This is a genomic window from Pseudoalteromonas sp. M58 (genome assembly GCF_042604605.1).
GTDB lineage: Bacteria > Pseudomonadota > Gammaproteobacteria > Enterobacterales > Alteromonadaceae > Pseudoalteromonas > Pseudoalteromonas tetraodonis.
This window is the reverse complement of the sequence record NZ_CP152391.1, coordinates 678,562-703,591: the sequence shown is the minus strand read 5'-3', so window position 1 is coordinate 703,591 and position 25,030 is coordinate 678,562. Positions and strand designations below refer to the sequence as shown.

General features: G+C 39.6%; 23 protein-coding genes and 1 pseudogene. 10 read left to right on the top strand and 14 right to left on the bottom strand.

The features are described from left to right. Positions 1 to 162: 162 nt before the first annotated feature. Positions 163 to 657, bottom strand: coding sequence for a DUF6702 family protein (locus AAGD16_RS18360; protein ID WP_016899988.1), 495 nt, complete (start codon positions 655 to 657; stop codon positions 163 to 165). A gap of 2 nt (positions 658 to 659) precedes the next feature. Beyond that, entirely contained in the window at positions 660 to 3,104 is a 2,445-nt protein-coding gene (locus AAGD16_RS18355) for a M1 family metallopeptidase (protein WP_033103223.1), read from the bottom strand. Positions 3,105 to 3,532: 428 nt separating this feature from the next. Between AAGD16_RS18355 and AAGD16_RS18350 the strand changes: the two genes are divergently transcribed. From AAGD16_RS18350 to AAGD16_RS18335, 4 genes are all read left to right on the top strand, one after another. Next, positions 3,533 to 3,769: a hypothetical protein gene (locus tag AAGD16_RS18350; RefSeq protein ID WP_013462818.1), complete on the top strand. Its 237-nt coding sequence runs from the start codon at positions 3,533 to 3,535 to the stop codon at positions 3,767 to 3,769. Positions 3,770 to 3,835: 66 nt separating this feature from the next. Continuing rightward, positions 3,836 to 5,083 carry an exonuclease SbcCD subunit D gene (locus tag AAGD16_RS18345; RefSeq protein WP_377115704.1) on the top strand — a complete coding sequence of 416 codons (1,248 nt, stop codon included), beginning with the start codon at positions 3,836 to 3,838 and terminating at the stop codon, positions 5,081 to 5,083. Then, positions 5,080 to 8,730 (top strand): AAA family ATPase, encoded by a 3,651-nt coding sequence (locus tag AAGD16_RS18340; protein ID WP_377115701.1) that lies wholly within the window; start codon positions 5,080 to 5,082, stop codon positions 8,728 to 8,730. Before AAGD16_RS18345 ends, AAGD16_RS18340 begins: the two co-directional genes overlap by 4 nt. A gap of 9 nt (positions 8,731 to 8,739) precedes the next feature. After that, positions 8,740 to 9,396: a class I SAM-dependent methyltransferase gene (locus AAGD16_RS18335; RefSeq protein WP_016899984.1), complete on the top strand. Its 657-nt coding sequence runs from the start codon at positions 8,740 to 8,742 to the stop codon at positions 9,394 to 9,396. 102 nt (positions 9,397 to 9,498) lie between these two features. On the opposite strand, the gene AAGD16_RS18330 is transcribed toward AAGD16_RS18335, so the two are convergent. The 3 genes from AAGD16_RS18330 to AAGD16_RS18320 form a co-directional block, all read right to left on the bottom strand. Next, positions 9,499 to 9,708 carry a cold-shock protein gene (locus AAGD16_RS18330; protein ID WP_007377377.1) on the bottom strand — a complete coding sequence of 70 codons (210 nt, stop codon included), beginning with the start codon at positions 9,706 to 9,708 and terminating at the stop codon, positions 9,499 to 9,501. Between the two features lie 184 nt (positions 9,709 to 9,892). Beyond that, positions 9,893 to 10,102: a cold-shock protein gene (locus AAGD16_RS18325; RefSeq protein WP_008463923.1), complete on the bottom strand. Its 210-nt coding sequence runs from the start codon at positions 10,100 to 10,102 to the stop codon at positions 9,893 to 9,895. A gap of 289 nt (positions 10,103 to 10,391) precedes the next feature. Next, the gene (locus AAGD16_RS18320) at positions 10,392 to 10,844 is read right to left on the bottom strand and encodes an Lrp/AsnC family transcriptional regulator (RefSeq protein WP_013462814.1); all 453 of its coding nucleotides are present in this window, start codon (positions 10,842 to 10,844) and stop codon (positions 10,392 to 10,394) included. A gap of 114 nt (positions 10,845 to 10,958) precedes the next feature. Between AAGD16_RS18320 and AAGD16_RS18315 the strand changes: the two genes are divergently transcribed. Further along, a complete protein-coding gene (locus AAGD16_RS18315; RefSeq protein WP_377115696.1) occupies positions 10,959 to 11,603 on the top strand; it encodes a LysE family translocator in 645 nt (214 codons plus the stop codon). 14 nt (positions 11,604 to 11,617) lie between these two features. Here the strand turns inward: AAGD16_RS18315 and AAGD16_RS18310 are convergent, their stop codons facing one another. After that, on the bottom strand, positions 11,618 to 12,154 hold the full coding sequence (locus tag AAGD16_RS18310) for a DUF6942 family protein (RefSeq protein ID WP_377115693.1): 537 nt from the start codon (positions 12,152 to 12,154) through the stop codon (positions 11,618 to 11,620). A gap of 1 nt (position 12,155) precedes the next feature. Then, positions 12,156 to 12,611, bottom strand: a complete 456-nt coding sequence (locus AAGD16_RS18305; RefSeq protein ID WP_008110780.1) for a YaiI/YqxD family protein — start codon at positions 12,609 to 12,611, stop codon at positions 12,156 to 12,158. A 68-nt stretch (positions 12,612 to 12,679) separates the two neighbouring features. Between AAGD16_RS18305 and AAGD16_RS18300 the strand changes: the two genes are divergently transcribed. Then, positions 12,680 to 13,213 (top strand): lipocalin family protein, encoded by a 534-nt coding sequence (locus tag AAGD16_RS18300; RefSeq protein ID WP_262976780.1) that lies wholly within the window; start codon positions 12,680 to 12,682, stop codon positions 13,211 to 13,213. A gap of 206 nt (positions 13,214 to 13,419) precedes the next feature. On the opposite strand, the gene AAGD16_RS18295 is transcribed toward AAGD16_RS18300, so the two are convergent. Genes AAGD16_RS18295 through AAGD16_RS18285 form a run of 3 tightly spaced genes read right to left on the bottom strand, consistent with a single transcriptional unit; the run spans position 13,420 to position 15,688 of the window. Beyond that, positions 13,420 to 13,761, bottom strand: coding sequence for a DUF3325 domain-containing protein (locus tag AAGD16_RS18295; RefSeq protein WP_377115689.1), 342 nt, complete (start codon positions 13,759 to 13,761; stop codon positions 13,420 to 13,422). Next, positions 13,758 to 15,347 (bottom strand): PepSY-associated TM helix domain-containing protein, encoded by a 1,590-nt coding sequence (locus tag AAGD16_RS18290; protein WP_377115686.1) that lies wholly within the window; start codon positions 15,345 to 15,347, stop codon positions 13,758 to 13,760. Before AAGD16_RS18290 ends, AAGD16_RS18295 begins: the two co-directional genes overlap by 4 nt. After that, the gene (locus tag AAGD16_RS18285; protein ID WP_377115683.1) at positions 15,344 to 15,688 is read right to left on the bottom strand and encodes a hypothetical protein; all 345 of its coding nucleotides are present in this window, start codon (positions 15,686 to 15,688) and stop codon (positions 15,344 to 15,346) included. The genes AAGD16_RS18290 and AAGD16_RS18285 overlap by 4 nt, the downstream gene beginning before the upstream one ends. A 1,013-nt stretch (positions 15,689 to 16,701) precedes the next feature. Here AAGD16_RS18285 and AAGD16_RS18280 point away from each other — a divergent pair. The 3 genes from AAGD16_RS18280 (at position 16,702) to AAGD16_RS18270 (ending at position 21,328) form a co-directional block, all read left to right on the top strand. Further along, complete coding sequence (locus AAGD16_RS18280) at positions 16,702 to 17,211, top strand: hypothetical protein (RefSeq protein WP_036955510.1); 510 nt, start codon at positions 16,702 to 16,704, stop codon at positions 17,209 to 17,211. Positions 17,212 to 17,338: 127 nt separating this feature from the next. After that, positions 17,339 to 18,106 (top strand): hypothetical protein, encoded by a 768-nt coding sequence (locus AAGD16_RS18275; RefSeq protein WP_232311369.1) that lies wholly within the window; start codon positions 17,339 to 17,341, stop codon positions 18,104 to 18,106. 141 nt (positions 18,107 to 18,247) lie between these two features. Further along, entirely contained in the window at positions 18,248 to 21,328 is a 3,081-nt protein-coding gene (locus AAGD16_RS18270; RefSeq protein ID WP_290187431.1) for an SdrD B-like domain-containing protein, read from the top strand. On the opposite strand, the gene AAGD16_RS18265 is transcribed toward AAGD16_RS18270, so the two are convergent. Next, entirely contained in the window at positions 21,315 to 21,644 is a 330-nt protein-coding gene (locus AAGD16_RS18265; protein WP_036955515.1) for a hypothetical protein, read from the bottom strand. The two genes, AAGD16_RS18270 and AAGD16_RS18265, sit on opposite strands and share 14 nt — an antisense overlap. 163 nt (positions 21,645 to 21,807) lie before the next feature. On the opposite strand from AAGD16_RS18265, the gene arfB reads away from it, so the two are divergent. Further along, a complete protein-coding gene (arfB, locus tag AAGD16_RS18260; protein WP_013462803.1) occupies positions 21,808 to 22,221 on the top strand; it encodes an alternative ribosome rescue aminoacyl-tRNA hydrolase ArfB in 414 nt (137 codons plus the stop codon). Between the two features lie 119 nt (positions 22,222 to 22,340). Here arfB and AAGD16_RS18255 read toward each other — a convergent pair. From AAGD16_RS18255 to AAGD16_RS18245, 3 genes and pseudogenes are all read right to left on the bottom strand, one after another. Next, positions 22,341 to 23,391: pseudogene (locus tag AAGD16_RS18255) on the bottom strand (DUF2955 domain-containing protein). An 11-nt stretch (positions 23,392 to 23,402) separates the two neighbouring features. After that, on the bottom strand, positions 23,403 to 24,467 hold the full coding sequence (locus tag AAGD16_RS18250) for an HlyD family secretion protein (RefSeq protein WP_377115677.1): 1,065 nt from the start codon (positions 24,465 to 24,467) through the stop codon (positions 23,403 to 23,405). A 2-nt stretch (positions 24,468 to 24,469) separates the two neighbouring features. After that, on the bottom strand, positions 24,470 to 24,946 hold the full coding sequence (locus tag AAGD16_RS18245) for a MarR family winged helix-turn-helix transcriptional regulator (protein WP_008110790.1): 477 nt from the start codon (positions 24,944 to 24,946) through the stop codon (positions 24,470 to 24,472). Positions 24,947 to 25,030: the final 84 nt, after the last annotated feature.

Sequence of the window (25,030 nt, the reverse complement as noted above, 5' to 3'; positions counted from 1 at the left end):
TAAAAAACAGCTCAGTCCATTGAAATTTAATTATAGCTCATTTGATAACGTAATAGTTTGGGTTTGTATAACTGGTATAGTAAAGACTTTACGATGCAATTAATTAACTCGATCAGCTATAAAGGAAAGTGCGCACCCTCTAAAGGTGCGCAATAATAGTGGTTATTTCGGCTCAAATTTCGCTTCAAGCCAGGTATCGTCTTGGCTAAAGTTTAAGGTTTTTATCTGTCCTCGCCCTTCAACATTCACCATATTCACTTGTGCAGGCCACAAATCACGCAGTGCACCATGACTCATTCTAATGCCCTCAATCTCATCGGGAATAGCAGCTTCTTGGTACACCCAAAAAAACTTACCATCCACTTGTGCACCTACATAATTAAGAGTGAGGGGCTCACCGCTCAAGGTTTGTAAGGCAACATGAGATTCAACATACTTGGCAAAGCGTTTTTGGTCACGCTTGTTACTCATAATATCCACTTTGCCTTTAAACAAGTTACCAACAGCATGCTCTGTGTCATGTAAATAAAAACGATGCATCAATTCAATATTGTGCGTACGCTGATTAAATAACACCGTTGTAACGGATGATTTTAATTGATGCGCCATACTTGGCGCAGCAATTAAAAAACAAACAATAATAAGCAAAAAACGCATTATTATTGATCCTCGTCGTTATTTTTTTCGTCTTTTGGCTCGTCTTTTTTCAGCTCTGTTTTGATATCTTGCATAATATCGCGGCTTACTTTTGCCTTACTCTTTTCACGTTTATACACTTCAATACGCGAAGGAATAATACGACGTGGGTAGTGGTTATTTTCTACATCAACATCCGCTGTTTCCCAGCCTGGATCAACCGTTACTGAGGTAAGCGGTTTGTTTTTGTCGGTAATAATCAGCTTTTGTACGTTTTTGTGATTACGACGCCAAATTTCTGCAGGAATATAACGTTCCTCTTTAGTGCCATCTTCATACGTTAGCTCTAAAAGGATTGGCATCACTAAGCCACCGAGGTTTGAAAACTCCATCACGTAGTAGTTTTTGTCTTCTTCAAGCGCGCGATCAAGTGTTTTACGCTCCCACGGCTTTAAGCCTTTTAAAAACTTATTGTACGTATTACGCTCTTTGTTTGTAACGGTAAAGCGATCGTTTTCGTCATAAAAGTCTGTCACATCTGGATTTTGTTCAACCCACGTTTTTTTACCTTCAGCGCGATTACGCTCAACAAATAATGAACTTGGCTTATCAGCTTCAATATCACGTAAACGTTTAAAGTCAATATCTGGATTTTTGGTGTCTAAACGTAATTGATATACTTTATCAAGCGAGATATCAACATGGTCTGTGGTGTAGAACCAACCACGCCAAAACCAATCTAAATCAACACCTGAGGCTTCTTCCATAGTACGGAAAAAATCAGCGGGAGTAGGGCGTTTATACTTCCAGCGCTGAGCGTACTCTTTAAAGGCAAAATCAAATAATTCACGCCCTAAAATCACTTCACGTAAAATATTTAATGCCGCAGCAGGTTTAGTATAGGCATTAGGGCCTAAACGTAGCACGCTGTCTGATTGCGTCATGATAGGCACTTGAGTCTCTGACTTCATGTAAGCAACAATGTCACGTGGTTCAACGCCCCATGGAATGGTTGGATCCCATTCACGCCCAGCAACACCGTCTAAAAAGCTATTTAAGCCTTCATCCATCCAAGTCCATTGGCGCTCATCTGAATTTACAATCATTGGGAAGTAGATATGACCTACCTCATGAATAACAACACCAATTAAAAAGCGTTTTTCTGCTTGAGAGTAAGTGCGTGTACCATCGTCTTGTAAATCTGTACGTGGGCCATTAAAAGTGATCATTGGGTATTCCATACCCCCTACAGGGCCATTAACTGACTGCGCAGTTGGGTATGGGTAATCAAATGAATACTGTGAATACACTTCCATCGTGTGTACAACCGCTTCAGTTGAGTATTTCTTCCATAAGTCGCCACCTTCTTTAGGGAAGAACGACATCGCCATAACGAGTGGTTGTTCATCACCACCTTGCTGGTAACCTTTAGCATCCCACATAAATTTACGTGATGATGCCCAAGCAAAGTCACGAACATTTTCTGCTTTAAAATGCCATGTTTTTGTTTTGTCTGTACCGGCTTTTTCGTTTTCGAGCGCTTCTTCTTCGGTAACAACAAACACAGGGCGTTTTGCTGTTTCAGCTTCTTTTAAACGCTTGCGCTGAGTGCTGGTCAATACCGAGCTTGGGTTATCAAGCTTACCAGTTGCCGATACAATATGATCCGCAGGAACCGTAATTTCAACATCGTAGTCACCAAACTCTAAAGTGAACTCACCACTGCCTAAAAACGGTTTGTTTGTCCATGCTTCGTAATCGGTGTAAGCCGCTAAGCGAGGAAACCACTGTGCAACTAAGAAAATATCGTTACCGTCTTCTTCAAAATGCTCGTAACCTGCACGTGCGCCTACCGCGTCTTCTTCAACGAGGTTAAACGCAAAGTCCATACTAAACTCAACATCTTTACCGGGTTTAAGTGGCGTATTTAAATCAATGCGCATTAAGGTATCAACCACAGTCACGCGCAGCGCTTTACCATCTTCATCTTTAACATTGCTGATGGTGTAACCCAGTTCATTATCGTCCATAAATTGCTGACGACGTAAATCACCTAAGCTTAACTTAGCTGGTTTTGCATCTGGTTCGTTTTGTAGGGTACTTTTAAATGTTTGCGTGGTTTCTGCAATTGAGTCATTTTTAAAAATATTTTGATCAAGCTGAAGCCATAAATACTTTAATGTATGCGGGGAGTTATTTTTATATTCAATTGTTTGACTCCCCGTTAAGCGACGCTTTTGCTCATCAAGCTTTACATCAATATCGTAATCAACGCGTTGCTGCCAATAATTTTCAGCAGGGGCACCAGCTGCACTGCGGTAAACGTTAGGCGTAGGTAAAGCTTCATCTAGTTGACGAAACTTATCAACATAGCTGCCTTTAGTTTGCTCAACAGATGAGGCAAGCACAGAGCTTGCCATTGCCAAAGGCAATACAAACGCGCTCAGTGTAAATAAATTTTTCTTCATTGTTAATCCTGATCGATTTTAGTAACGCTACTGTGACAAATTTACAGCTTAGCTTCAATAAAATAGCGATAAAACCCTGCTTTTATAGGGTGATATTCCCCACCTTTTTGTAAATACAATAAATAGCGTTTTATACAACAAAAAAGAACGGACATTTCGTCAGAAATTGAATAAAAAAACAAAGGCAATTAATACGCCAAACAAAACTGTAAAGGGGGTTTACAAAATAGACTGGCTATCACTAAAAGTAGAGATAAAAGCAAAAAACACAGCTATTTTCATTAAAAAAGCTAAATAACGCAGTTTTAGGTTGATCTTTACTATGGTTTGTAATTAGAATCGCCCACTTTTTTAATTTGAGAGCATTTTTTTAGCGTTTCTCTCAAATATTTTTTGTTCTAACTAGTCGTAACAAGTGTGGTGAGTTTATGGATTTTTATGTCCTAAAAAAGCAGCAAAAACTAATTGCAATACCAGCAGACGTGCAAAATTGTAAGCAGTATATAAACTCAGGCTACCTGTATATTGATAAAGTCGCTGCTTGTAATGAAACTAATGCACTGCAAGTATTACAAGCTAAAAAAGCCAAAGCATTAAAGTGGCCTTTAACAATCGCGCTCGCTGCTTTGCCCGTTATTTTTATAGCTTGGTATACTTTAACCTAAAGCGATACTTGCATCTTTAATTGCCTTGGGTATATTGGCGCTCTTATGGTTTTTTAAGAGCGCAAAATGAAAGTTCTTCACACTTCAGACTGGCACCTAGGTCAGCAATTTTATGAACATGATCGCCGTCATGAACACCATGCTTTTTTCTCTTGGCTGTTAACCACCCTCGTTAACCAACAAATCGATTTATTGCTTGTTGCAGGTGACATTTATCATACTGCCACACCAAGTGCTAACGCCGAAAACCAACTCTATCAATTTATAAAAAACGCCAAAGCCCAGTGCCCACAATTACACGTTGTTATTATTGCGGGTAATCATGACTCCGCTAATCGTATTTTGGCTGCACAGCCCTTATTAGCCCAGTTTGATACTCATGTGGTAGGGCGGTTTGATCCTGCTAAACCCAGTGAGGTTGTAATAACGATTAATAACGATGATAAACGCGCTGTGGTACTCGCTATGCCTTTTTTACGCACCAGTGACATAAGCACGCTTAGCCAAACCGAAGATGGCCCTAGTTACGCACAGGGCGTTGCAAAAGCCTATGAACTTGCTCTTGAACATGCGCTAACACTTAACGCTGAAAATACGCCTTTAATTGTTATGGGTCATTTGCATGCAAAAGGCGGTAATATTTCCGGTGACTCTGAACGTAATTTGGTCATTGGCGGTGAAGAAGCTATTTCAGCGTTGGTATTTGGTAAGCATGCGAATTACGTCGCACTAGGGCACTTACATAAAGCGCAACTAGTGGCTAAAAATGAGCAAATACGTTATAGCGGCACACCTATTCCAATGTCGTTTTCAGAGAGAAAGTATACCCATCAAGTAAATGTGGTTGAATTTAGCGCGCAAAAAAACCAACCGTTAAACACCACTGTAAACCCCCTTTACATTCCGCGCTTAGCAGAAGTGATTGTACTTCCTGAAGGAGAATGTGTGCCTTTAGCGCAGCTGTGTGAGCAAATAAAAGCACTCGATACAGAGCAATACGACATTGCTCCCTACTTACGAGTAAAACTTAAATCAAGTGATATCGATACCACCTTTCGAGAACAAATTGAGCAAGCACTTAAAGGCAAGCAGGTTAACTTTTGTGGTATAGAGCGAGTACGCGATCAGCAAGTGAATAATTCCTCAGAAACGGTATTTGAGGATTTAAGCTTTGTAGAAATACTCAACCCAATTAATTTGCTAGAACAAGCCTTTAATAACGACAAAGATATGGCCGGAGAAACCGTACCCAGTGAATTAAAAGCGCTATTAACCGACGTTATTGATGAACTTGAACAGGAGCAGCTACTATGAAAATAACCGCCGTACGTATTCATAACTTAGCCTCCATTGCTGATGCCGAAATCGACTTTTTAGCATCACCACTCAAAGACGCAGGTTTATTTGCTATTACAGGTGACACTGGCGCAGGAAAAAGCACCGTACTTGATGCCATTTGTTTAGCGCTTTATACGAAAACTGCCCGTTTAAAAGGCGATAAAGGCAACCTAATTGATTTTAACGGCGATAACATAAAGCTTAACGATGCCCGTAATTTATTGCGCCGTGGAAAATGGGAAGGCTATGCGGAAGTAGACTTTAGCGGCCAAGATCAACAACTTTATAGAGCACGCTACAGCATTCAACGCACGCATAAAAAAGTAACCGGCAAACTAAAAGTGGCCGAACATACTTTACATAGCCTACCCGATGAAACCTTAATTGCTGACAAAAGTGGCACCTTAAAAGCCATAGAAAATAAAATAGGTTTAACCTTTGAGCAATTCTCGCGTGCGGTGCTACTAGCACAACATGAGTTTGCCGCCTTTTTAAAAGCCACTGGAGATGAGCGCGCGCAGCTTTTAGAGTGCCTGACTGGCACCGATAAATTTAGTCGAATAGGGCAGCGTATATTTGAGCGCAACAAAGCTATTAAAGATAAATTTGAATTACTAACGGCAAGTTTAGCCAGTTATACGTTATTGTCTGACGATGAGCTGAGTGAAAAACAACAAACGCTGGCTGATTTAAAACAACAAATTGAACACACTAATACAACTTTAGCAACGACAGAGCAAGGCGTTAATTGGTATAAGCAAGCACATAGCTTGGAGCTGACATTAAAAAATGCTCAGCAAAACGAGCAACAAGCACATGCCGTACTCAATGCTGTTAAAGCGCAAACGGAGCAAGCGAAACAAGCGCAAAGTGCGCTTGAAATTAAAGATAACCGCCAGCGCTGTGAAAGCTTAACAGCGCAAAATAGCCAGTTAAATACACAAATAAAACAATTAAACGAGCTTGATCACAACGCGCAGATCACCGAGCAAGCAGGTAACGTTAAAAAACAGCAAAACGAATTAGATACAGCAAAACAACAAAAGCTAACGGCAGAGCCTCTGATTGCAAAAGCACGAGAGCTCGACAGCCAATTAGCAATATATAACCAAACGATAAAAAGTCTGACTCAACAAAGCACCAAAGAGCAGCAACAATTAAGTGATTTACAACAGCAGCTACAACAAAACAAAATAAGTGCAGAGCAAGCCACAACTCAAATCACAGGGCATCAGCACTGGTTGAACGAGCAGAGTCAATTAAAGCCATTGGCAACTGATTGGAACTATTTTCATCATAGTTTTAAGCAGTTTTTTAATACTCAGACACAACTAAAAACAACCCAGCAGCAAGCTCAGGCTCACGCAGAGCAACAAACAATACTCACAGCAAAACTTAGCGAGCAAAATAAACAACTCGAACAAGCAGAGCAAACGCTTACAACGCAGCAGCAAAGCCTAAATAAGCTAAACCAGCAGCACGCTCAATTTAACATTGAACAATGCGACAGTAAGCTTAAAAACATTGATTATTTAAAAGATCAGCGCACACGCTATAAGCAGTTTAACCAAGAATTAAAACACACGGTGCAACAGCAACGTGATGTGGCAGAAAAGCTCAGCCACAGTGAACACACTAAAACTACGCTGCTTACGCATTTAACCAGCAAAGAGCAGGCACTTAAACACGCAGAGCAAGCGCTTAATCAAGCGAGGCTTCGTGCCAGTGAGCATGTTGAGCATTTACGCGCACAACTGGTTCCAAATGAGTCGTGTGCCGTTTGTGGGGCTACAGAGCACCCGTTCGCGAGCAATCAAAGCCAACCTTTTACAAACTTAATAACCGACTTTGAAAATGCATATAATAACGAAAAGCAGCAACACCAAGATGCTCAAACACAGCTTCATCAGCACCAAACACAACACGCGGTTTTGGTGGCAGAGCATGCTCAGTACAGCCAAGCCATTAGTGATGCACAAGCCAAAATGCTGGAAATTAAAAATACCATGCAAGCGGCTAAAACCGAGCTTAATGAGTTAACAGTTGAGCAGCTTGATGAAACTTATAAGCAATTAAGTGAACAAAAAACACAGTATTTTTCGGCGCAAAAACAGCTCAGTAATTTGCAAGAAACTGTTAACCAGCTGCAAAGCACAGTTAAAAAAGAACAAGCGACACAGCAACAATTAAATACACAGCATGTTGAGCTGAGCAATCAGCAATCTCAGCTTAATAACAAATGCGATGAACTAGCAACTCAAAGCGAAGCGCTTATAAAAGAGCTCAATTTACATTTTGAACACAGTGATTTTTGGCACGCATTGCAAGCAGACTCGTTACCGCTTAGCGATTTAGCTCAGCAGGTAGAACAATATCAGCAAATCCAAGCACAGCTTGAACAAAGTCAAAAACAATTCGACAGCGCCAATGTACAGTTACAACAACTAACACCGCTTATAACCAAAGCAGAGCAGCGAGTTAACACGCTCAATGAAGAATTAACTCAAACACAGCAACAGCACAATAATACGCAGCAACAGCGCTTAGCCTTGTTTGATAACCAAACTATTAGCGCCGATGACTACCAAGCTAAACTGTCAGCACAGCTAGAGCACTGCCAAAACCAATTAAGTGCCAGCCAACAAGCACACGACAGTGCCGTAAAACAGCGCGATGAACACGCCATCACGCTTAAAAACCTTGAGCATCGTCTGGCAGATAACCACCAAGAGTTAGTGATGCTTGAAACGCGTTACAACGACTGGTTTAAAGAATTTAACATCCTTCATGGCGATATCAGTCATGAGCAAGTCACATTTTTACTAACTATCAGCAACGACGATATTAAAACTCAGTTAAAACAAGGCGAGCAACTATCGCAAGCAGTCGTTGATGCCAGTGCCGCGTTAAAGCAACAGCAACAAGCTAATGAAAAGCATCAACAAAATAATCAGCCAACGCAAAGCGAAGCACAGCTAATTGAGCAACAAAACCACTTAAATACCCAGCAAACACAATTGCAAAATAGCTTACTCACCATCAACACCGCGATTGAGCAGCACAACCAAAATGCAAAAGCGCTTGAGGGCAAACAAGCTGAACTGAGCCAGCTCAAGCAACAGGTTGACCAATGGCATTTACTTAATAAAGTACTAGGTGATGCCACAGGTAAAACAATGCGTAATTTAGCGCAAACACAAACACTCAAAATATTGCTGCATTATGCTAATAGCCATTTAAAAACCCTTAACAAGCGTTATGAGCTCACTGCAATTGCTGAGTCACTTGATATAGCCATTATCGACCGCGATATGGCCGATGAACAACGCTCGGTCAATACGCTATCTGGCGGTGAATCGTTTTTAGTGTCGTTGGCATTAGCACTGGGACTTGCCTCACTATCTTCGAACAAAGTGCAAATTAACTCGTTATTTGTTGACGAGGGCTTTGGAACACTAGATAGTGAAACACTCAGTATTGCCATGGACGCGCTAGATTCATTGCAAGCGCAAGGTAGAAAGGTCGGTGTAATTTCACATGTAAGTGAAATGAGCGAACGCGTTGCTACGCAAATTCATGTCGCTAAAAAACCGGGTGGATACTCCACCATAAACGTAATTTAAGGAGACAGCATGCCCACTTTCAAAGGCGAAGAAGCACAAGAATATGATAACCGCATTACCCGTTTAGTCCCAGGCTATGAGCTACTTCATCAACTAACCAATGCACAACTGCAAACCACGTTAAGCGACGATGCACACATTTTAGTGATTGGTGCCGGCACAGGTAAGGAAGTATTAGCATTAGCACAAATAAATCCTAAATGGCAGTTTACTGCCCAAGACACCTCCAGTGATATGCTCGATATTGCAAAACAGCGCTTTGCAGAGCAAGGTATTGATAGCCGTGTCACTATTGAATGTAGCCCAGTTGATAAAGTAAAAGCGAAAGCAGACGCCGTATTATGTTTACTGGTGATGCATTTTGTAGAAGATAACGGCGACAAAAAACAAATTCTTAAAAGCATTAAAACTAACCTTAAAAAAGGAGCGAATCTTTACATTGCTGATTTAATGCGCCCAGAAACAACATTTGAGCGTGAGTCACAATTAAACACCTGTGCTCAATTAGGCTTAACTGAAGCTGGCAAAACTCAAATGGGGCATAACCTCGAAAGAGAGTTTTACCCCCTAGATCGTATGCGCTTTAGTGAACTACTGAATGAATGTGGATTTGGTATTCCAAAGCTTTATTTTAAAGCACTTGGCTTTAGCGGTTACGTTGTATAAATTTTTGTCAAAAAAAAAGCTAATATCATAATGATATTAGCTTTATTGCTTAACACTAGTTTAAGCGGAGTGAGTGCGCTTTAAAGCCCACTCCCTCTATAATTAGATGCAAACGATGTTTTCAGCTTGCGGGCCTTTTTGACCTTGAGTAACAGTAAACTGTACACGTTGGCCTTCAGCTAATGTTTTAAAACCGTCGCCAGAGATAGCACTGAAATGTGCGAAAACGTCTGCGCCAGATTCTTGCTCGATAAAACCAAAACCTTTTGCTTCGTTAAACCATTTTACTGAACCAGTAGTTGTATTAGACATAATATGTATCCTAAAAATTAATTAAAGTGTGCCTGAAAAGAGGCGATTGAGCCGAAAAAATAGTTAACTTGAGGATATCGCGTAGGATTATTACTAAAACAACTCGGTACTAACAAATAAAACAAAACTTCTTTCAAACTTATAAATATTGATGGGTTAACACTAACCCATCAATTAAAACTATTTAGATGCAAACGATGTTTTCAGCTTGCGGCCCTTTTTGACCTTGCGTTACAGTAAACTGTACTTTTTGGCCTTCGGCTAATGTTTTGAAACCGTCGCCAGAGATAGCACTGAAATGTGCGAAAACGTCTGCGCCAGATTCTTGCTCAATAAAACCAAAACCTTTTGCTTCATTGAAAAATTTTACTGTACCAGTAGTTGTATTAGACATAATAATATCCTAAAAAAATAATAAAAAATTTGCCTTAAAATAGGCGTTTAACAGGAAGAAAACAAACATTTAACTTGAGGATATCGCGAAGGATTATTACTAATAACAACGAGGTACTTACAAATAAACAGGGCTTTCTATCAACCCGATGGCAAGCAGAATAACAGCAATACACTTTATAACAAGCTTTATTTACACTTTATTTTTACCTATTTAGGCAAAGCCCGCTGCCATGGGCTTTGCAGCGTCATCGGTTTAACTTTTTAAACTTCGTGTAAAACATAACCTGTTAAAAGTGCAAGTTACGCGCTCTTACAATATCTTTCATCACAATAGTTGAGGTTAAACGTTGTACACCCGGTAAGGCTGATAGCTTGTCATCGTAGAGTTGCTGAAACGCGGCTAAATCTTTAGTAACGACGTGTAATAAGTAATCAGGGGTGCCAAATAAGCGTTGTGCATTGGTGATCTGAGGAATAGCATCCACCGCTTGCTCTAATTTGCTTAATGACGCTTTATCACCTTCTTTAATAGTAATAAATACTAACGCAGAAAAGTTTAAACCCACTTTTTCAGGTGATATTTCAGTTCTGTAGCCAACAATTGCTTTGCTTTTCTCAAGCTCTTTTACACGACGATGACAAGGTGACACGCTTAGCCCAACACGATCAGCCAATTCAGAAAGGGTGAGCCTGCCATCAACTTGCAACTCAGCAAGAATTTTCCTATCTATGGTATCCATAGTTGATTATTTCCTAAAATGAACGCTTATGTCAGTAAAATACAGTAACTTTTACTCATCAGAAAGAAATAAAATAGCAGCTCACTTATTTTGGGTTTTAGCGCATGGATACGTATGGATATTAATATTATTTTTTCTTTTTGGCTGGTATCAATCTTGTTTGTACTTACCCCCGGTGCCGATTGGGCTTATACAATCAGTGCAGGTATAGCGGGTGATAAAATCATTCCTGCAGTAGCGGGGTTAATACTTGGGCATTTAATGGCCAGTTTAATAGTGGTGGTAGGGTTAGGCGCGTTATTAGCATCGCATGCCATTTTTATAAAGCTGTTAACCTTATTTGGTGCTTTGTATATCATTTGGATTGCCGTATCACTGTACCGATTTCCTCCAATGCCTGCAGTCTATAACGATGGCCAAGAACACACCTCAGACACGCCTCTAAAGTGGATGAGAAAGGGCTTTATAATTAGTGGCTTGAATCCCAAAGTGATGCTGTTATTTTTAGCCTTATTGCCGCAGTTTGTTTTACCAACACTGTCATTTTCTATTACTGAACAATTGCTGGTACTCAGCATTATTCATTTAGTTGGCTGTGCGCTGGTATATTGGTTAATAGGGGTAAGTGCCAGAAAAATCCTCAGCAATAATCCGGCGCTCTCACTAAAATTTGGCCGTGCATCGGCCTGCATCCTATTTATTTTGGGTTCGCTCATGCTAGTTGATAGCGCTAACACACTGAGCGTAACACTTACCTAAAAAACGAAAGTGGCTTAGATTATTCGCAACTGAGCCACTAATTCACTCAAACGGGCAATTTTAATATTACTCAGCTGCCTATAATCAAAATAGGGGCATACAATAATATTCTGCCTTTTATCTATAGCAAACTCATCATCAAGCCAATTAAATTGGGCGTTTAATTTACCTTGTTGTATCAAGTTTTTAGCGTGAGTTCGCCCTGCTATAATGTGCAATTGATTTTTATGCTCAGTGAGCACCGGCGCACTAAAGAGTAATGCAGTCCCGCTATGCTGCTGTAACAACAGCTCATCTCGATATGCTTGCCAACTCACTGCTTGTTTAGCAAATGAGTAATACTCGCTTGGCAGCGCAAATAACACTTTGGCGTACACATTAAAAACTTTTCGCCAGCCATTGCCACAGTGCTGGTTTATGCTATTTATTTGCCCACTAACTACAGGCTCTAGCTGCGCAAGTGTTTCAAAGTAAGGCATAGGGGGCGCTTTTGCTATATACACAGCAACACTGAATGAGTCATCACCTAACCCTATTAACTGGCTGCTCACTTTAACTGCTCTTATTTTGCGCTAAAATACGATCAAGATTGTTAGCAAAGTTTTGTCTGTCACTTTGGCTTAATGGAGGCGGCCCACCACTCATTTCTACGCCACTTGAGCGCATAGTATCCATAAAATCGCGTACATTTAGTAATGAACGAATGTTTTCAGTGGTGTAAAGCTCACCGCGCGGATTAAGTGCTTGGCCGCCATTATCAATCACTTCACTTGCCAGTGGAATATCTCCTGTGATCACTAAATCGCCTTTTTCAATCCGTTTTACTATTTCATCATCAGCCACATCAAAGCCCGATGACACTTGTAGTCGGCTAATAAATTTTGACGGTGGGATGCGCATGGCATGATTTGCAACCAGTATTGTTTCTGTTTGCGTACGCTCTGCGGCTCTAAATAAAATTTCTTTTATTACCACCGGACAAGCGTCAGCATCAACCCAAATTTTCATGCTAAGTTCTTTAAATTGCTTTAGTATTAAGGCGATCCTATAGCAATTTCTAAAGAAAAGGAAACAACATGAAACTCGCTTTTAAAACCGCATTATTTATTACCACCGTGTTTTTACTCAGTGCCTGTACCAGCGCACCCGAAGGAATAACCCCTGTTAAAAACTTTGATTTAGAGAAATACCAAGGCAAGTGGTATGAAATAGCACGATTAGACCACTCTTTTGAACAAGGAATGGAGCAAGTAACAGCCACTTATTCAATTAACGATGATGGAACGGTAAAGGTATTAAACAAAGGGTTTATTAGTAAAGAACAAAAATGGGACGAAGCTGAAGGCTTAGCTAAATTTGTAGAAAACGCCGATACAGGACATTTTAAAGTGTCATTTTTTGGCCCGTTTTATGGTGCCTATATTATTTTTGAGCTCGACCAACCTGATTATCAATATGCCTTTATTACCAGTTATAGCAAAGATTACTTATGGTTTTTATCGAGAACACCTACAGTGAGTAAAGAGCTCAAGCAGCAGTTTTTAAGCCAAGTAAAAGCGCTTGGTTTTGCAACAGATGAGATTATTTGGGTAAATCAAAAATCGCTGTAAAGGGGGTTTACATGCCCCTAGGTTGTAATAAAACGTTCACCTTACTGTAAGGTAAACTAAATAAAGAGGGGCTATATTAGCCCCACTTGCAAAAGGAAAGGCAAGTACAAGACATAATGACAATCCCCCTTTTTAATTGGCAAGCCTGATGGCTTGCCATTTTTTACCTCAATTTAGCCTATTCTTTGGGATCAGGTTTTTACTAACTAAAGCCCATTTAAACCAAAAAATAACGTACTCGTGGCTAATATCAATAATACAAGCAAGTTAAAAAGCTTAGTTAAATTGACTAAAAAACTATAAAAAATCATTATAATTAAAGCACTTAACGACATAAACCCGCAAAACTGTAGAGCGCCATAGCCTTGTAATTCGCTAACACAAAGCAGCAAACTTAGTAAAATACTGATCCAAGCAACACTCAATAAAATTAAACGCTGCTGATCAGTCGGGCGCTTGTTAAAAACATCCTTAAAATGATTAAACTTAGCCAGTGCAAAGCAGTTAAAAGCCACCAAACATAAACTAAAAGGGAGCAATGCCATCATACTTTTTGCTCCTGAGTGTTTATCGGGTTAGGTTTTTTAGCTTGCAGTGCAGTACGTAATTTTTCGGTTTGTAACAAAAACAGCAAACCAAACAGTAAAAAGAGACTATCAAACATAAATAAAGCCCACTGTTCATTACGTAAATAACTGATTATATTCCCTTGTGTTGTTAGCGCATTAACCACTGGCACACTAAAACAAGCAATGCTGTTTATGGCAGCCATAACACACCACTGCAACTTGTCACGCTTTACAAAAGCGATAATAAGTACACACAGCCAAGTTAAAAAGAAGGCAAGTATCTCTTTATCCGCGCGCTCCATTGCGCGTGTGCTGATTAATCGGTTTGCTAAAAAGAACGCAGACGTTGCCAAGGGCAATCCCATTAAAGTTCCTAAATTAAGCGCTTCGACGAGTTTTAAACCCCATGATGGCTGGGCATTTTTTTTCATTCGCTCCCGAATACGCTTCGCCCACATAATACAGCCCGTGGCTATCATTATGCAGCCAGCAATGCCGCCTAAAAAGTATAAAACACGTAATAATGGCTCTGCTAAACGCCCAGTGTGCATTGAATTTAGTGACTCATACAGCGCTTTACTGCCGGTGAGTTCATCATCAGTTTGAGCAACAAGCTCACCACTCGCTCCACTAAATATCAAACGCGGTGCTTGATCCCTTAATGTTTTTCCAGGACTGACCAAAACCATAATAGTCGCAGCGGCCTTATTCGGCTTATTTATAATCACCCGAGTTATATCAGCCTCTGGCCACTTAGTATAAACCTGATCCAAAACAGTATTGATAGGCACTAACGGTGCAGTGCCTTGCAACGACTCTGTTGCAGAACTACTTGGCGAAACATCATTAAAAAAGCCTCGTATTCCATCCTCATAAACGGTTTGCGCGGGGTAGGGGAAAATCATAAATATCAGGGTAATAATGCCCGTATAAGTAATCATTAAATGAAACGGTAAGGCAAATACCGAACTTAAATTATGCACATCTAACCAGCTACGGCTGCCTTTATTAGCTCTAAAAACAAACATATCTTTAAAAATACGTTTGTGAATAACGACGCCAGATATCAACGCAATGAGCATAAATAAACTAGCAAAGCAGACAATCCAACGCGCCGTTTTTACATCAATATAATGCAAATCAAAATGCAGGCGATAAAAGAAATTACCCCCTCGAGTATCTACAAAGGGTGCTAAAGGCTGCATGGTATTTGGATTTAAACGGGCATTTTCAAACTGCGCTCTGCGTTGTCCAGGCTCTTTTGGTTTTGCATAACCATACGTTAAATAAGGTATACGCTCCTCAGGAAGCGTTATACGCCAATTAGGCGCATTAGGTGCTTGCGCATATAAATACTCAACACCCGACACGATTTGTTGTTTTTGCGCGCCAATACGATCTGCCTGCTGCTCAATATTATGGACACTTGGCTGATTCCATAAGCTCACTTCATCTCTAAAAAAGCTAATAGTGCCTGCAAAAAATATTAAATACAGTAACCAACACACGAGCAAACCCACCCATGTATGTAACCACGTCATTGAACGAAAAAAACTCCCTTTCATAACCATCCCTTCAATAGCGATAACAAGACAAGTTGCGCTGCAATACTTAGTAAAATACTGATCCAAACAGTTTTTAATGAATGAATATAAAAGCTATAAATAAACACTAGGGCATAAATTAAAATACTCGCAGACACACTAAGCAAAACCGCGTCAACTTTAGGCACAGGCACTACTGAACTTAATAGCGACACACTAACGGCTGTAAAAAAATACCCGCCAACAATAGCAATAAAAAAACGCGATAAAACCGCTAATTCATAGCTAAAGCGCTGCATAAATTGCCATAACATAGAAAAAACGGGTTTGGGAAAGTCTAAAAGACGGTTGGAGGCCTGCATAAACTGCAAATTCCTTTTAAACATAGCTAAAAAAAGATGGCGATATTATAACGCCAACAAATACAAAAGATAGTAATTCTTATTTGTATTTGAATGCAGCAATAGGCATTTAATTGAGTTAGTTAAATAGTGATCTATATAAAGATTAAAAGTCAGCTATAAAATAACCTATCTAAGTGAATGCTTGCTCTGGATGCGTTGCTGTTACCGGCTAAATACATAAAGACACAGTAAACACACGTCCGTGTATGAAATTAAAAGTTAAATAAAGCACTGTATTTAATAAGTTTTTCCATAGCCTTAACAGGTAATTTTGATATAAGAAGCTAATAATTAGAGACCTTTTAAGCTATAAATTTCTCTCAAATAACACTGGATCAGTATTTTACCAACAAGGCATAAAATACCGCTGGCATAAACCGATTTTTTACTAACTTATTACCAAAGAAAGCTAAAAAACAATCAAAACGATGAAAAAACAGGCTTGGAAAATTAAATTTTATACTTTTAAACCGACATGTTAGTAAAAATCTGATCTTTGATAAATGCAGTTTAATCCGTAATGATTTTAACTGGGAAGGTAACAATAGAGATACAACGCGTAAATTATGCTCAAAAAATAAACATTTCGCATAGATGTTGCAGTCACTTTATTTCACCGCTTAAGCACAGAGCGACTGCCATAAAAAACTACAAAGTGGTTATGAAAGATTAAAAATAGTTTATAAACATTCATATAGGCTCAACATCAATTAAGTCGCTTTGACTATGCCTTAAAATAACTCCCTCTAGTGTTAAAAAATAATTAACATCGGTGCTATTTTTCTTGTTGCATTTTGCTGGTCAAAATTAATAACTTCATACTAATTATCTCTTTTAAAAAGCCTTAATGTTAACAAAAGATTTCATTTTGATAACAATTGTGTTTAAATCCGAAACAATGGACTGAGATAACCCTCAAAACTAATTTGCACGGAAGTAAAAAAATAATAATTTTTAAAAATGGAAAAACTATGAATAAAAAAATCTTTGCTGCTTCCGCTTTGCTAGCAATTTCATCAACTTCTTTACTTGCATCTAACCAAACATTTCAAGCAAGTGTAAATGGTTGGACTGAGCCTACTTTTGCAGAAGATAGCCCACTGCACTTTGGTAAAATTCGCTTATCTACAAGCTCAACCTGTACGATGGATAATGCAGGCGCTGTATCGGGTGACTGTGATGCGTCAGATGCAAACATTCAATTAGGTGGAATTACTGTATCTGGTTTAGCGCCAAATTCAGCAATGAATATTACTGTATCTGGAAGCACAGGCACTAACTTAACTTTTGTTCCAGTAACAACGGCTACAGATGGCACAACCAGTGTAACAACTGCTGACAATGTTGCGTCTGCTTTCACTACTGATGCAAGTGCAACCGATATTACTGTTAGTGTATATGGTGATATGACAGTTGATTCTACACTGACAGCGGGCGCTGCTTACACTGTAGATTACACTGTAGATGTGTCTTTCCAATAAGACTATGAAAGCTGAGGCTAACTTACTTAGTTAGCCTCAGTTTATTTTTTTGCGCAATTGCGCATTAAAAATAAAATGTGTGGAGCAACGCGCTCCACTTTTTATTATCATGTTGTTGAGTTGTCCCATGATTCTTAAACTTTTTTGTTGGGCCGCCCTTTGCCTAACTCTTTTACTACCTGAAATTTGTAGTGCCAACCTTGCGCTGTCTGAATACCGTTTATACTTTGATGGACGTACTAAAAATAATTCACTACTTATCAGAAATACCTCTAATAAAAATCTCGATTTTAAACTTGTTGTTACCCATAAAGATATGACCGAAGAAGGAGCACTTATAGATGTTACTCCGCAACAAGTTGAAGGACGCTCTGCCAAAAACATGCTACGGTTTTCTCCACGTCGCGGCACTATTGCCCCAAAAGGGATGCAAGCTATCAGAATGACCGTTCGCAAAAAAGCTGAGCTTGCTGTAGGCGAATATAGGGCGGTGCTTAAAATCATAGCCTCTGAGTCACAAAACCCCGACATTGATGGAATAAGCATTAGACCTAAAGTTGCTTACAGCGTGCCTGTTATTGTTCGTCATGGCCAATTAGAGGCTGACTCAGAATTAATAAACCCGCAATTAATTACTCAAAATGGGCGTCCGACTCTAACATTTTGGCAAACACTCACAGGGAATCGCTCTGTGTATGGAAACTTTGAATTAGTCGATGAGAATAATGTAATGATTGGTGAAATAGCCAATGTGGCCGTTTATACCCCTTTATCACGTCGCAAGGTATACATCACTTTACAAGCCCCTGTGACAGGGCCTGTGACACTCAATTACAAAGAAAACGAGCTTTACGGCGGTAAAATCGAGTTAGCGATCCCTATTAATATCAAATAACAAATGCTACACATTAATGCCTTATACTATGGTATAACGGCTCGCTTGTTACTTTGTACATTACTGTTAATTGTACCCAAAGCAATCATCGCAAAGCAGTTACCGACTCTTTATCAATGGCCTATTGATGAGGAGTCTTTTGTGATTATAAATGTCAGGGTAAATGGGCGCTCAGTTGTCTCCGACTTAGAAGCTTACTACTCAAAATCAAATAAGTTGCTACTTCCCATAAGCGGCCTGAAATCGACCATGGGAATTAGCTTAAACGTGTCACAAAATACACTGTCTGCTAACGTTGACTCAAGTGAGCAGGTGCTGAATGCTGAGCTTTCCTCAACTTTAGCCCCCTCAGAAAATGTTTCATTGTGGGCTGTCGATGACTACGACCACTATGTTGATTTATCTGTTATAAATACACTTTTAAATACCGACTCGCGCTTTGATTACTCACTGATGCAGGTTTCATTTTCTAGTAACTTGCTTACTTATAATAACAACCAAGTAACGAGTGGTATTACAAAAAAAATTAAGTCCAAAGCACTGCAATACGACCACTTTATAGACGACCAATACCAAGCGCTAACCTACCCCGTGTCTGAATATTCGCTATCAGCAAGCTATAAATCGTCTAATAATCGTTATAAGGGACTACTCAGGCTTAATAGCTACTTTGACTTATTTCATCATCGAGCTGAACTACGATTCAACAAAAACGAAAACACCGCTAATACCTTTTTAAAAATAACTAAAGACTTTAACTTAAGTGAACAAGATCACTCACTGGCACGCATTCACTACCAATTGGGAGATATTCAATCTCAGTCAGATCAGCTTATTACTAGCTCAAACCAAGGCCGGGGATTTTATATTTCAAATGCTAACCCGCATTCGGCACAAAATTTTTCAACTATCACCATTGAAGAACCGGCACTACCGGGCTGGCAAGCAGAGCTGCATCGAAATGGCCAATTTATTGCCACGACTCAAGCTAACGACGAAAATTTGGTTCGATTTACCGATGTTGAAACTTTTTACGGCAACAATATCTTTGAAATTAAACTTTTTGGCTCACAGGGTGAGCAAATTACACGCACTCAAAAATATACAATAGGGCAAGACGCACTATCGCCCGGAAAAATAAGCTATCAGGTGGAGTTTTTAGAAACAGATAAAAGCGTTTTTAATCAATCCAGTAACTCCTCAACGGCGATGAGTAATGCCTTTAAAAGTAATCTCTCTTATGGCATTAGTGAGTTTATTACTTATGACGCTCAAATTACTCATTTGCAAACTGAACAAAATAACAGCAGCTACCTATCATCTGGGCTAAACACACTTACAGATCACGGCAGTTACCGTTTTTTAGCCACAAAACAACTCGATGCTGGCTATGCTTATTTTGCCGGTTTTAGAGGCCTACTTTCTAATAAACTTTATAACGATATCAATGTTAATGTTGAATACAGTGCCCTTAATAACTTTTCTAGCGCTTTATTTGTAGCAAAAGAGAACTCACTCAAAAATAGGCTGTCACTGAGCCTCAATGGCCGCACTGATTTTTTTAACTCCCTTAACTGGAATATGAGGTGGAACAATGAAGTACGTAAAAATACTAACACTAAAAATCGGTTCTCATTAGGCATCAATAAAAGTTATGTCGCAGGAACATGGTCAAGCCAACTATTTTATGATGACGATACCAATAACCTAATAAACCGGCTTTATTCTTCAATAGATATTGCCTCTTGGAAATGGACCAACACCTTAGATTGGCAGGCTAATAATGGCGCAGAACTCACTCGTTTGAGAAGTAGTTTACGCTGGCCACAAACACAAAGTACCTTTAATCAAACCCAGCTGACGTATCAGTCTAACTCTGCGGCAAGTACGCTTTTAAATCATCAATATACTTACCGCCATGAGATATTTAATATACAAGTATCAGGGCAAGTTGATAATCAAGGAGATTGGCGCTTATCTTTAGGTTTAAATGGCACATTTAGTTTTGATCATTTAGAAGCAGACTTTAACTTTGACACTCCTCGCTCATTAAATTCCGGGCAAATAGAAGTTAGTTCGTTCATAGATTGGAATGAAAATGAAATCTTTGACCAAGGCGATGAGCCAATTCAAGACGTTAATTTTACTGGCAACTACCTATGGCGAGATAAATACACCAATAATGACGGAAAGGTCTTGCTACCAAGCAGTTACGGTGGCCAGGTTTTAGATGTTAATTTACGCTCGTTGTCTAATCCTTACTTGCAGCCCTCTTTAGGAAAAATTAAAACATTGGCTCATAGAGGCGGACAAACCAAAGTAAATATTCCTTTAGTGGTCTACAACGAGGTTGAGGGGACTATTTATCTATCGAGCAATGAAAAGAGTAAACCTATCGCAGGACTGACGGTTGTACTTAAAGAAAAAGACGGCGAAAAGCATTATTCAACGGTCACTGAATATGATGGTTATTATTATTTCCCCAATGTTTCTCAAGGAAATTATATACTTGAAATAGAAAAAAATGAGCAACTCTCAGAAAACATAACTATAAAAAATCTTCCTGAGCAGGTCATCACTGAAAAAAGCGGCGATACCATAATATTGCAAGATATTATTGTATACACAAATAACGCTGATACCTTAACTGAACAAGCTACAATAGCGGCTGAATCAAACCAACAAACACCTTATTTTGTGCAATTAGGCGTATTCAAAAAGTTTCAATCGGCACTTACTGTTGCGAATAAAATTGATAAAGCAGCCTATGCTTTGCAGTTATATAAGCATGAACGTCGTGATAGCTATTACCTCGTTGCAGGCCCATATAACAATGCAGCTAAAGCACAACAAACCATTAATGATGTTTATTCAATACCAGCGCTTCATGGTAGCTTTATGGTTGATGCAAGGCGATATGCCTCACCACAGTGGCGAAAAATAGGGGAGTGGAGCGATATGCAAACCAAAAATACTGAGACTTATTTTTGCCAGTATGGTGCATATACCTCTAAAAAATCCGTTAACAAAAAACTACTAAGGGAAAACCCATCACTGTTCATAGCAGAACGAGCAATAAAAGGTAAAGCCCACTATTTGATGCTGTCAGGACCTAATAATGCAAAGCAAACAGCTTGTGATACGCAAGTGATTAAACAAATAAAAGGGCTCACCACCGCGATAAAGAAACCTTGGCACAGCATTTTTACTATAAATCAGTAGTAAAGTACTGCACCTGTGTTTTGCCATCACTGTTTAAATGCGACTCACATTTTATTTCACAACGCGCTCCCGCAGATTCAGCAACCCAAATCGATTGCGCGCTCTTTTTGATATAACACGCAGAATACAGAGCATCTTCTTTTTGCGCAGCAACAACAAAGCAACGCTGAAAATCACCCAAAGCTAATACTTTGATTGGATAAACTTGTTCTTGTGCAATTACACCAGCACTAAATGTTTGTGATGATTTAGCATAAACAGCATATGAAATAGCGAGCATACACACCAAAAACATTAAAATAGATATTTTTTTCATATAATTAAAGCGAATTAAAAAGCAATATAGTAAGTGTAGAATAAATTAGTTTTTATGTGTTTATTTAACAAATATTAGACTGTAAATAGCAATGACCGCTTGATTCACCACAAGTCAATGTACTGATGATATAATACATTTTTTGCAAAAAGAGCGGGGCACTATGTTAACTATTTCAAATACCGTAACCATAGATGAATGGGAAGTAGAGCTCAGCGCTATTCGCTCACAAGGTGCAGGCGGGCAAAATGTTAATAAAGTAGCCAGTGCTATACATTTACGCTTTGATATTAATCGCTCTAAATTACCTGACTTTTATAAAGAACGATTACTTGCTTTAAAAGATTCAAGGATCACCAAAGAAGGGGTATTGATAATTAAAGCGCAAAGCCACCGCACTCAAGAGCTCAACAGGGAAGATGCATTAAAACGGCTAAAAGATTTAATTTTAAGCGCGACTAAAGTTAATAAAGCACGTCGTGCTACCAAACCTAGCCGTAACTCACAGCGTAAACGCATGGACAAAAAAACCAAACACGGCCAAACCAAAGCCCTACGCGGTAATATTAAGCTATAACTTAAGTAATCTGAACTCTGGATAATAAATCTATCTCAAGCAGCTATTTTCAGCGCTAACTGCGTTGAATTTACTTGCAATAGGCTAGTATAAAAAAGGCTGCGGATGCAGCCTTTAATTTAATCATAAGTATGATGGCGGGTGACGCTAAATCGGTTGAGGATTCGATGCACTACATACACTGCACTTAAGCTTACTGTTACTGCAACAGCCACCGAGCTAAATCGATACATGGCGCTGTATATTAAATCTTGCCCTGGGCCTAACGACTGACCAAATAAAATGCCAAACGTGGTCAATACCCCAAACCCAACACCCGGTGGACCACCGCCTAAAATATGAAAACGACTGAATATAAAAGACAAAATCCATAATATAGCCACCGGAAAAAGCAAAACGTCAGTATGGTTATACAAAAACAATTGCGCAACTAAAGCAGCATTACAGCCTATCAGTGTACCAATAATACGTTGCCAACTTGCGGTGCCCGCAGCCTTAAAACACAACGAAAGCAAAATTAAAATAGACGCCGCTTGCGCCGAAATTGAATCTTGTAAGTCAAGTACCTGAAAAACAACGAATGATAAAGTCGCAACCGTGGCACATAACAACACCTCGTGACGAATACTTTCTTTATCCTTGTGCGGTACAGCCCGCATGGGCCGCGCTGTCACATCAGGAAACAAGCCATGCATCAAGAGCGCAATAATAATAGTAATAAAAATAGCCACACCATTACTTAAAATAAGTGGGTAAATGCTACTAGCTTGATCAACATGGCTGGCAAAGTGCAACTGAATCGATAAACTCACCGCACCTAACGCACCAAATAAAAATGCTCCACCAGAGCTCATTAAGTAAAACAATATACAAAAGCTGGCAAAAATAATGAGCGTCATTAACACCGGCAAGTGTGAAAATAAGCCCTGTAAAATAAGCACTATAAACGCACTGTAGGCAGCACTGGCAACAAATTGACGGATCACGCCTTTGTTAATACTTGGCACTAAACCGAGTAATAACATAGGGTAAACTGTAAAAAATATTCCATTTGGGCCAATTCATTAACTTGCACAAAGTAAAACCAATAGTGCAACCACCGGCAATCCGCAGCGCTTGGCGTAAGCCATTTGAATCGAGTTGTGGCGCTTGGCTAACATGTTGTGTCATTACTCGCCCCACTAATAAATGTAATGTAACCAACTAATAAAGCGGATCTGTACTGATCCCAACCATTGACCTATAGCCGATTGTGGAAGTAACTGCACAGTGGCACGCGCACCACTGGGCATATTATTTATAAGCTGAGTGTTATTTGGCAGCACTAAATGAATACGTTGACGCTGAGCGTCACGAACCCAGCGGTTGCTGGTTTCGGTGGTGCTAAGTAATCCATTCGCACTAAGTTGCCCGTCACTAACACCTGCTTCGAAGGTTTCAATTTTTGCGTCGAATACTTCACCTGGTCGGCTGTCAAACACTACTTTTGCTAAACTGCCTGGCTGCATATTTAATAGTGACTTTTCACGAAAATCAGCCACTAAATCTGCTTTTCTTGCCACAATAGCAAGTAATGGCTTACCCGCAACAGCATAGGAACCCTCAAGTAACTGTAAATTAGCCACTACACCATCACTTAAAGCACGCACTTGCGTATAGGATAAGTTAAGCTCGGCTTGCGCTAACTGATTGGCCGCATGGCGCAGCGCTAAATTATTTTGCCCCGAGTCGCCTCGCGCCAAAACAGCTTCAGAAAGCTGTGCTTCAAAGGCGGCTAAATTAGATTGGCTTGCTGCAAAATTTGCACGAATGCTTTCAAGCTCTTGTTCCGAAATAGAGTTTTGTTTATAAAGCGTTTCGCCACGCTTTTTTAATAGCTGCTGTTCATGCAATTTAGCGTTAGCTGCACTTATTTGTGCCTCAAGCGCTTTTACATTGGTATCAAGGCGTTTATTTTGCAGTTTGGCATCATCAAGCGCGAGCTGTGCTTGCTCAAGTGCTAGTTGGTAAGTATTTTTATCTATCTCAAATAATACATCACCCGCTTTAACCGCTTGGTTATTACTGATCAATACATCGGTAACACGGCCATTTATTTGCGGTGATATTTGCACAACCGGATGATAAACCCGTGCTTGTGGCGTAACCGGCAACCACACATCGGCAACAATATAATAAAAAAAGACAACAATAAAACCAACAAGCGAAACTTTAACGTAGCGGGCAAATTTTTGATCAGGTGTCATACTTATTTATCTCCAGATAAGCTTGCAATACAACGCCGCGCGTTTTCTTCCATTTGCACTAAACTGTGCGCCATACCATCAAGTTGCTCAGTACTTAAACCGGCATATAAACGCTGTTTAATATCGCTTGTTAGCTCTTTTAAGTGTTCTAATAACTTTATACCCTCATCGGTAAAGTACAATTTTTTACTACGTTTATCGTGTTCATCAACTTGTCGAATAACCAGATTTTGCTGCTCTAATTGCTTAATGGTGCGCGTTAATGAGGGCATTTCAATACCTAAACTGGTCGCCAACGCTTGCTGTGTTGCCCCTAAAGGTAAATGATGTAAGTGAATCATTGCCGTCCAGCGCGACTGAGTTAAACCTAGCGGCTCAACCGCCAGTGTCACCGCTTCTCGACATAAGCGGTGCACTCGACCCATATTGCCGCATAAGGTTAAATCGAGTGTTTCATGAAAAGGAATAGTGCTGCTCATAGGAACTCTTACTTGTGAATATCCAGCAAATTTTAGCATTAGTTAGCAGGCTAAGTAAATATTTGGTATTTTAACTTCACGTAA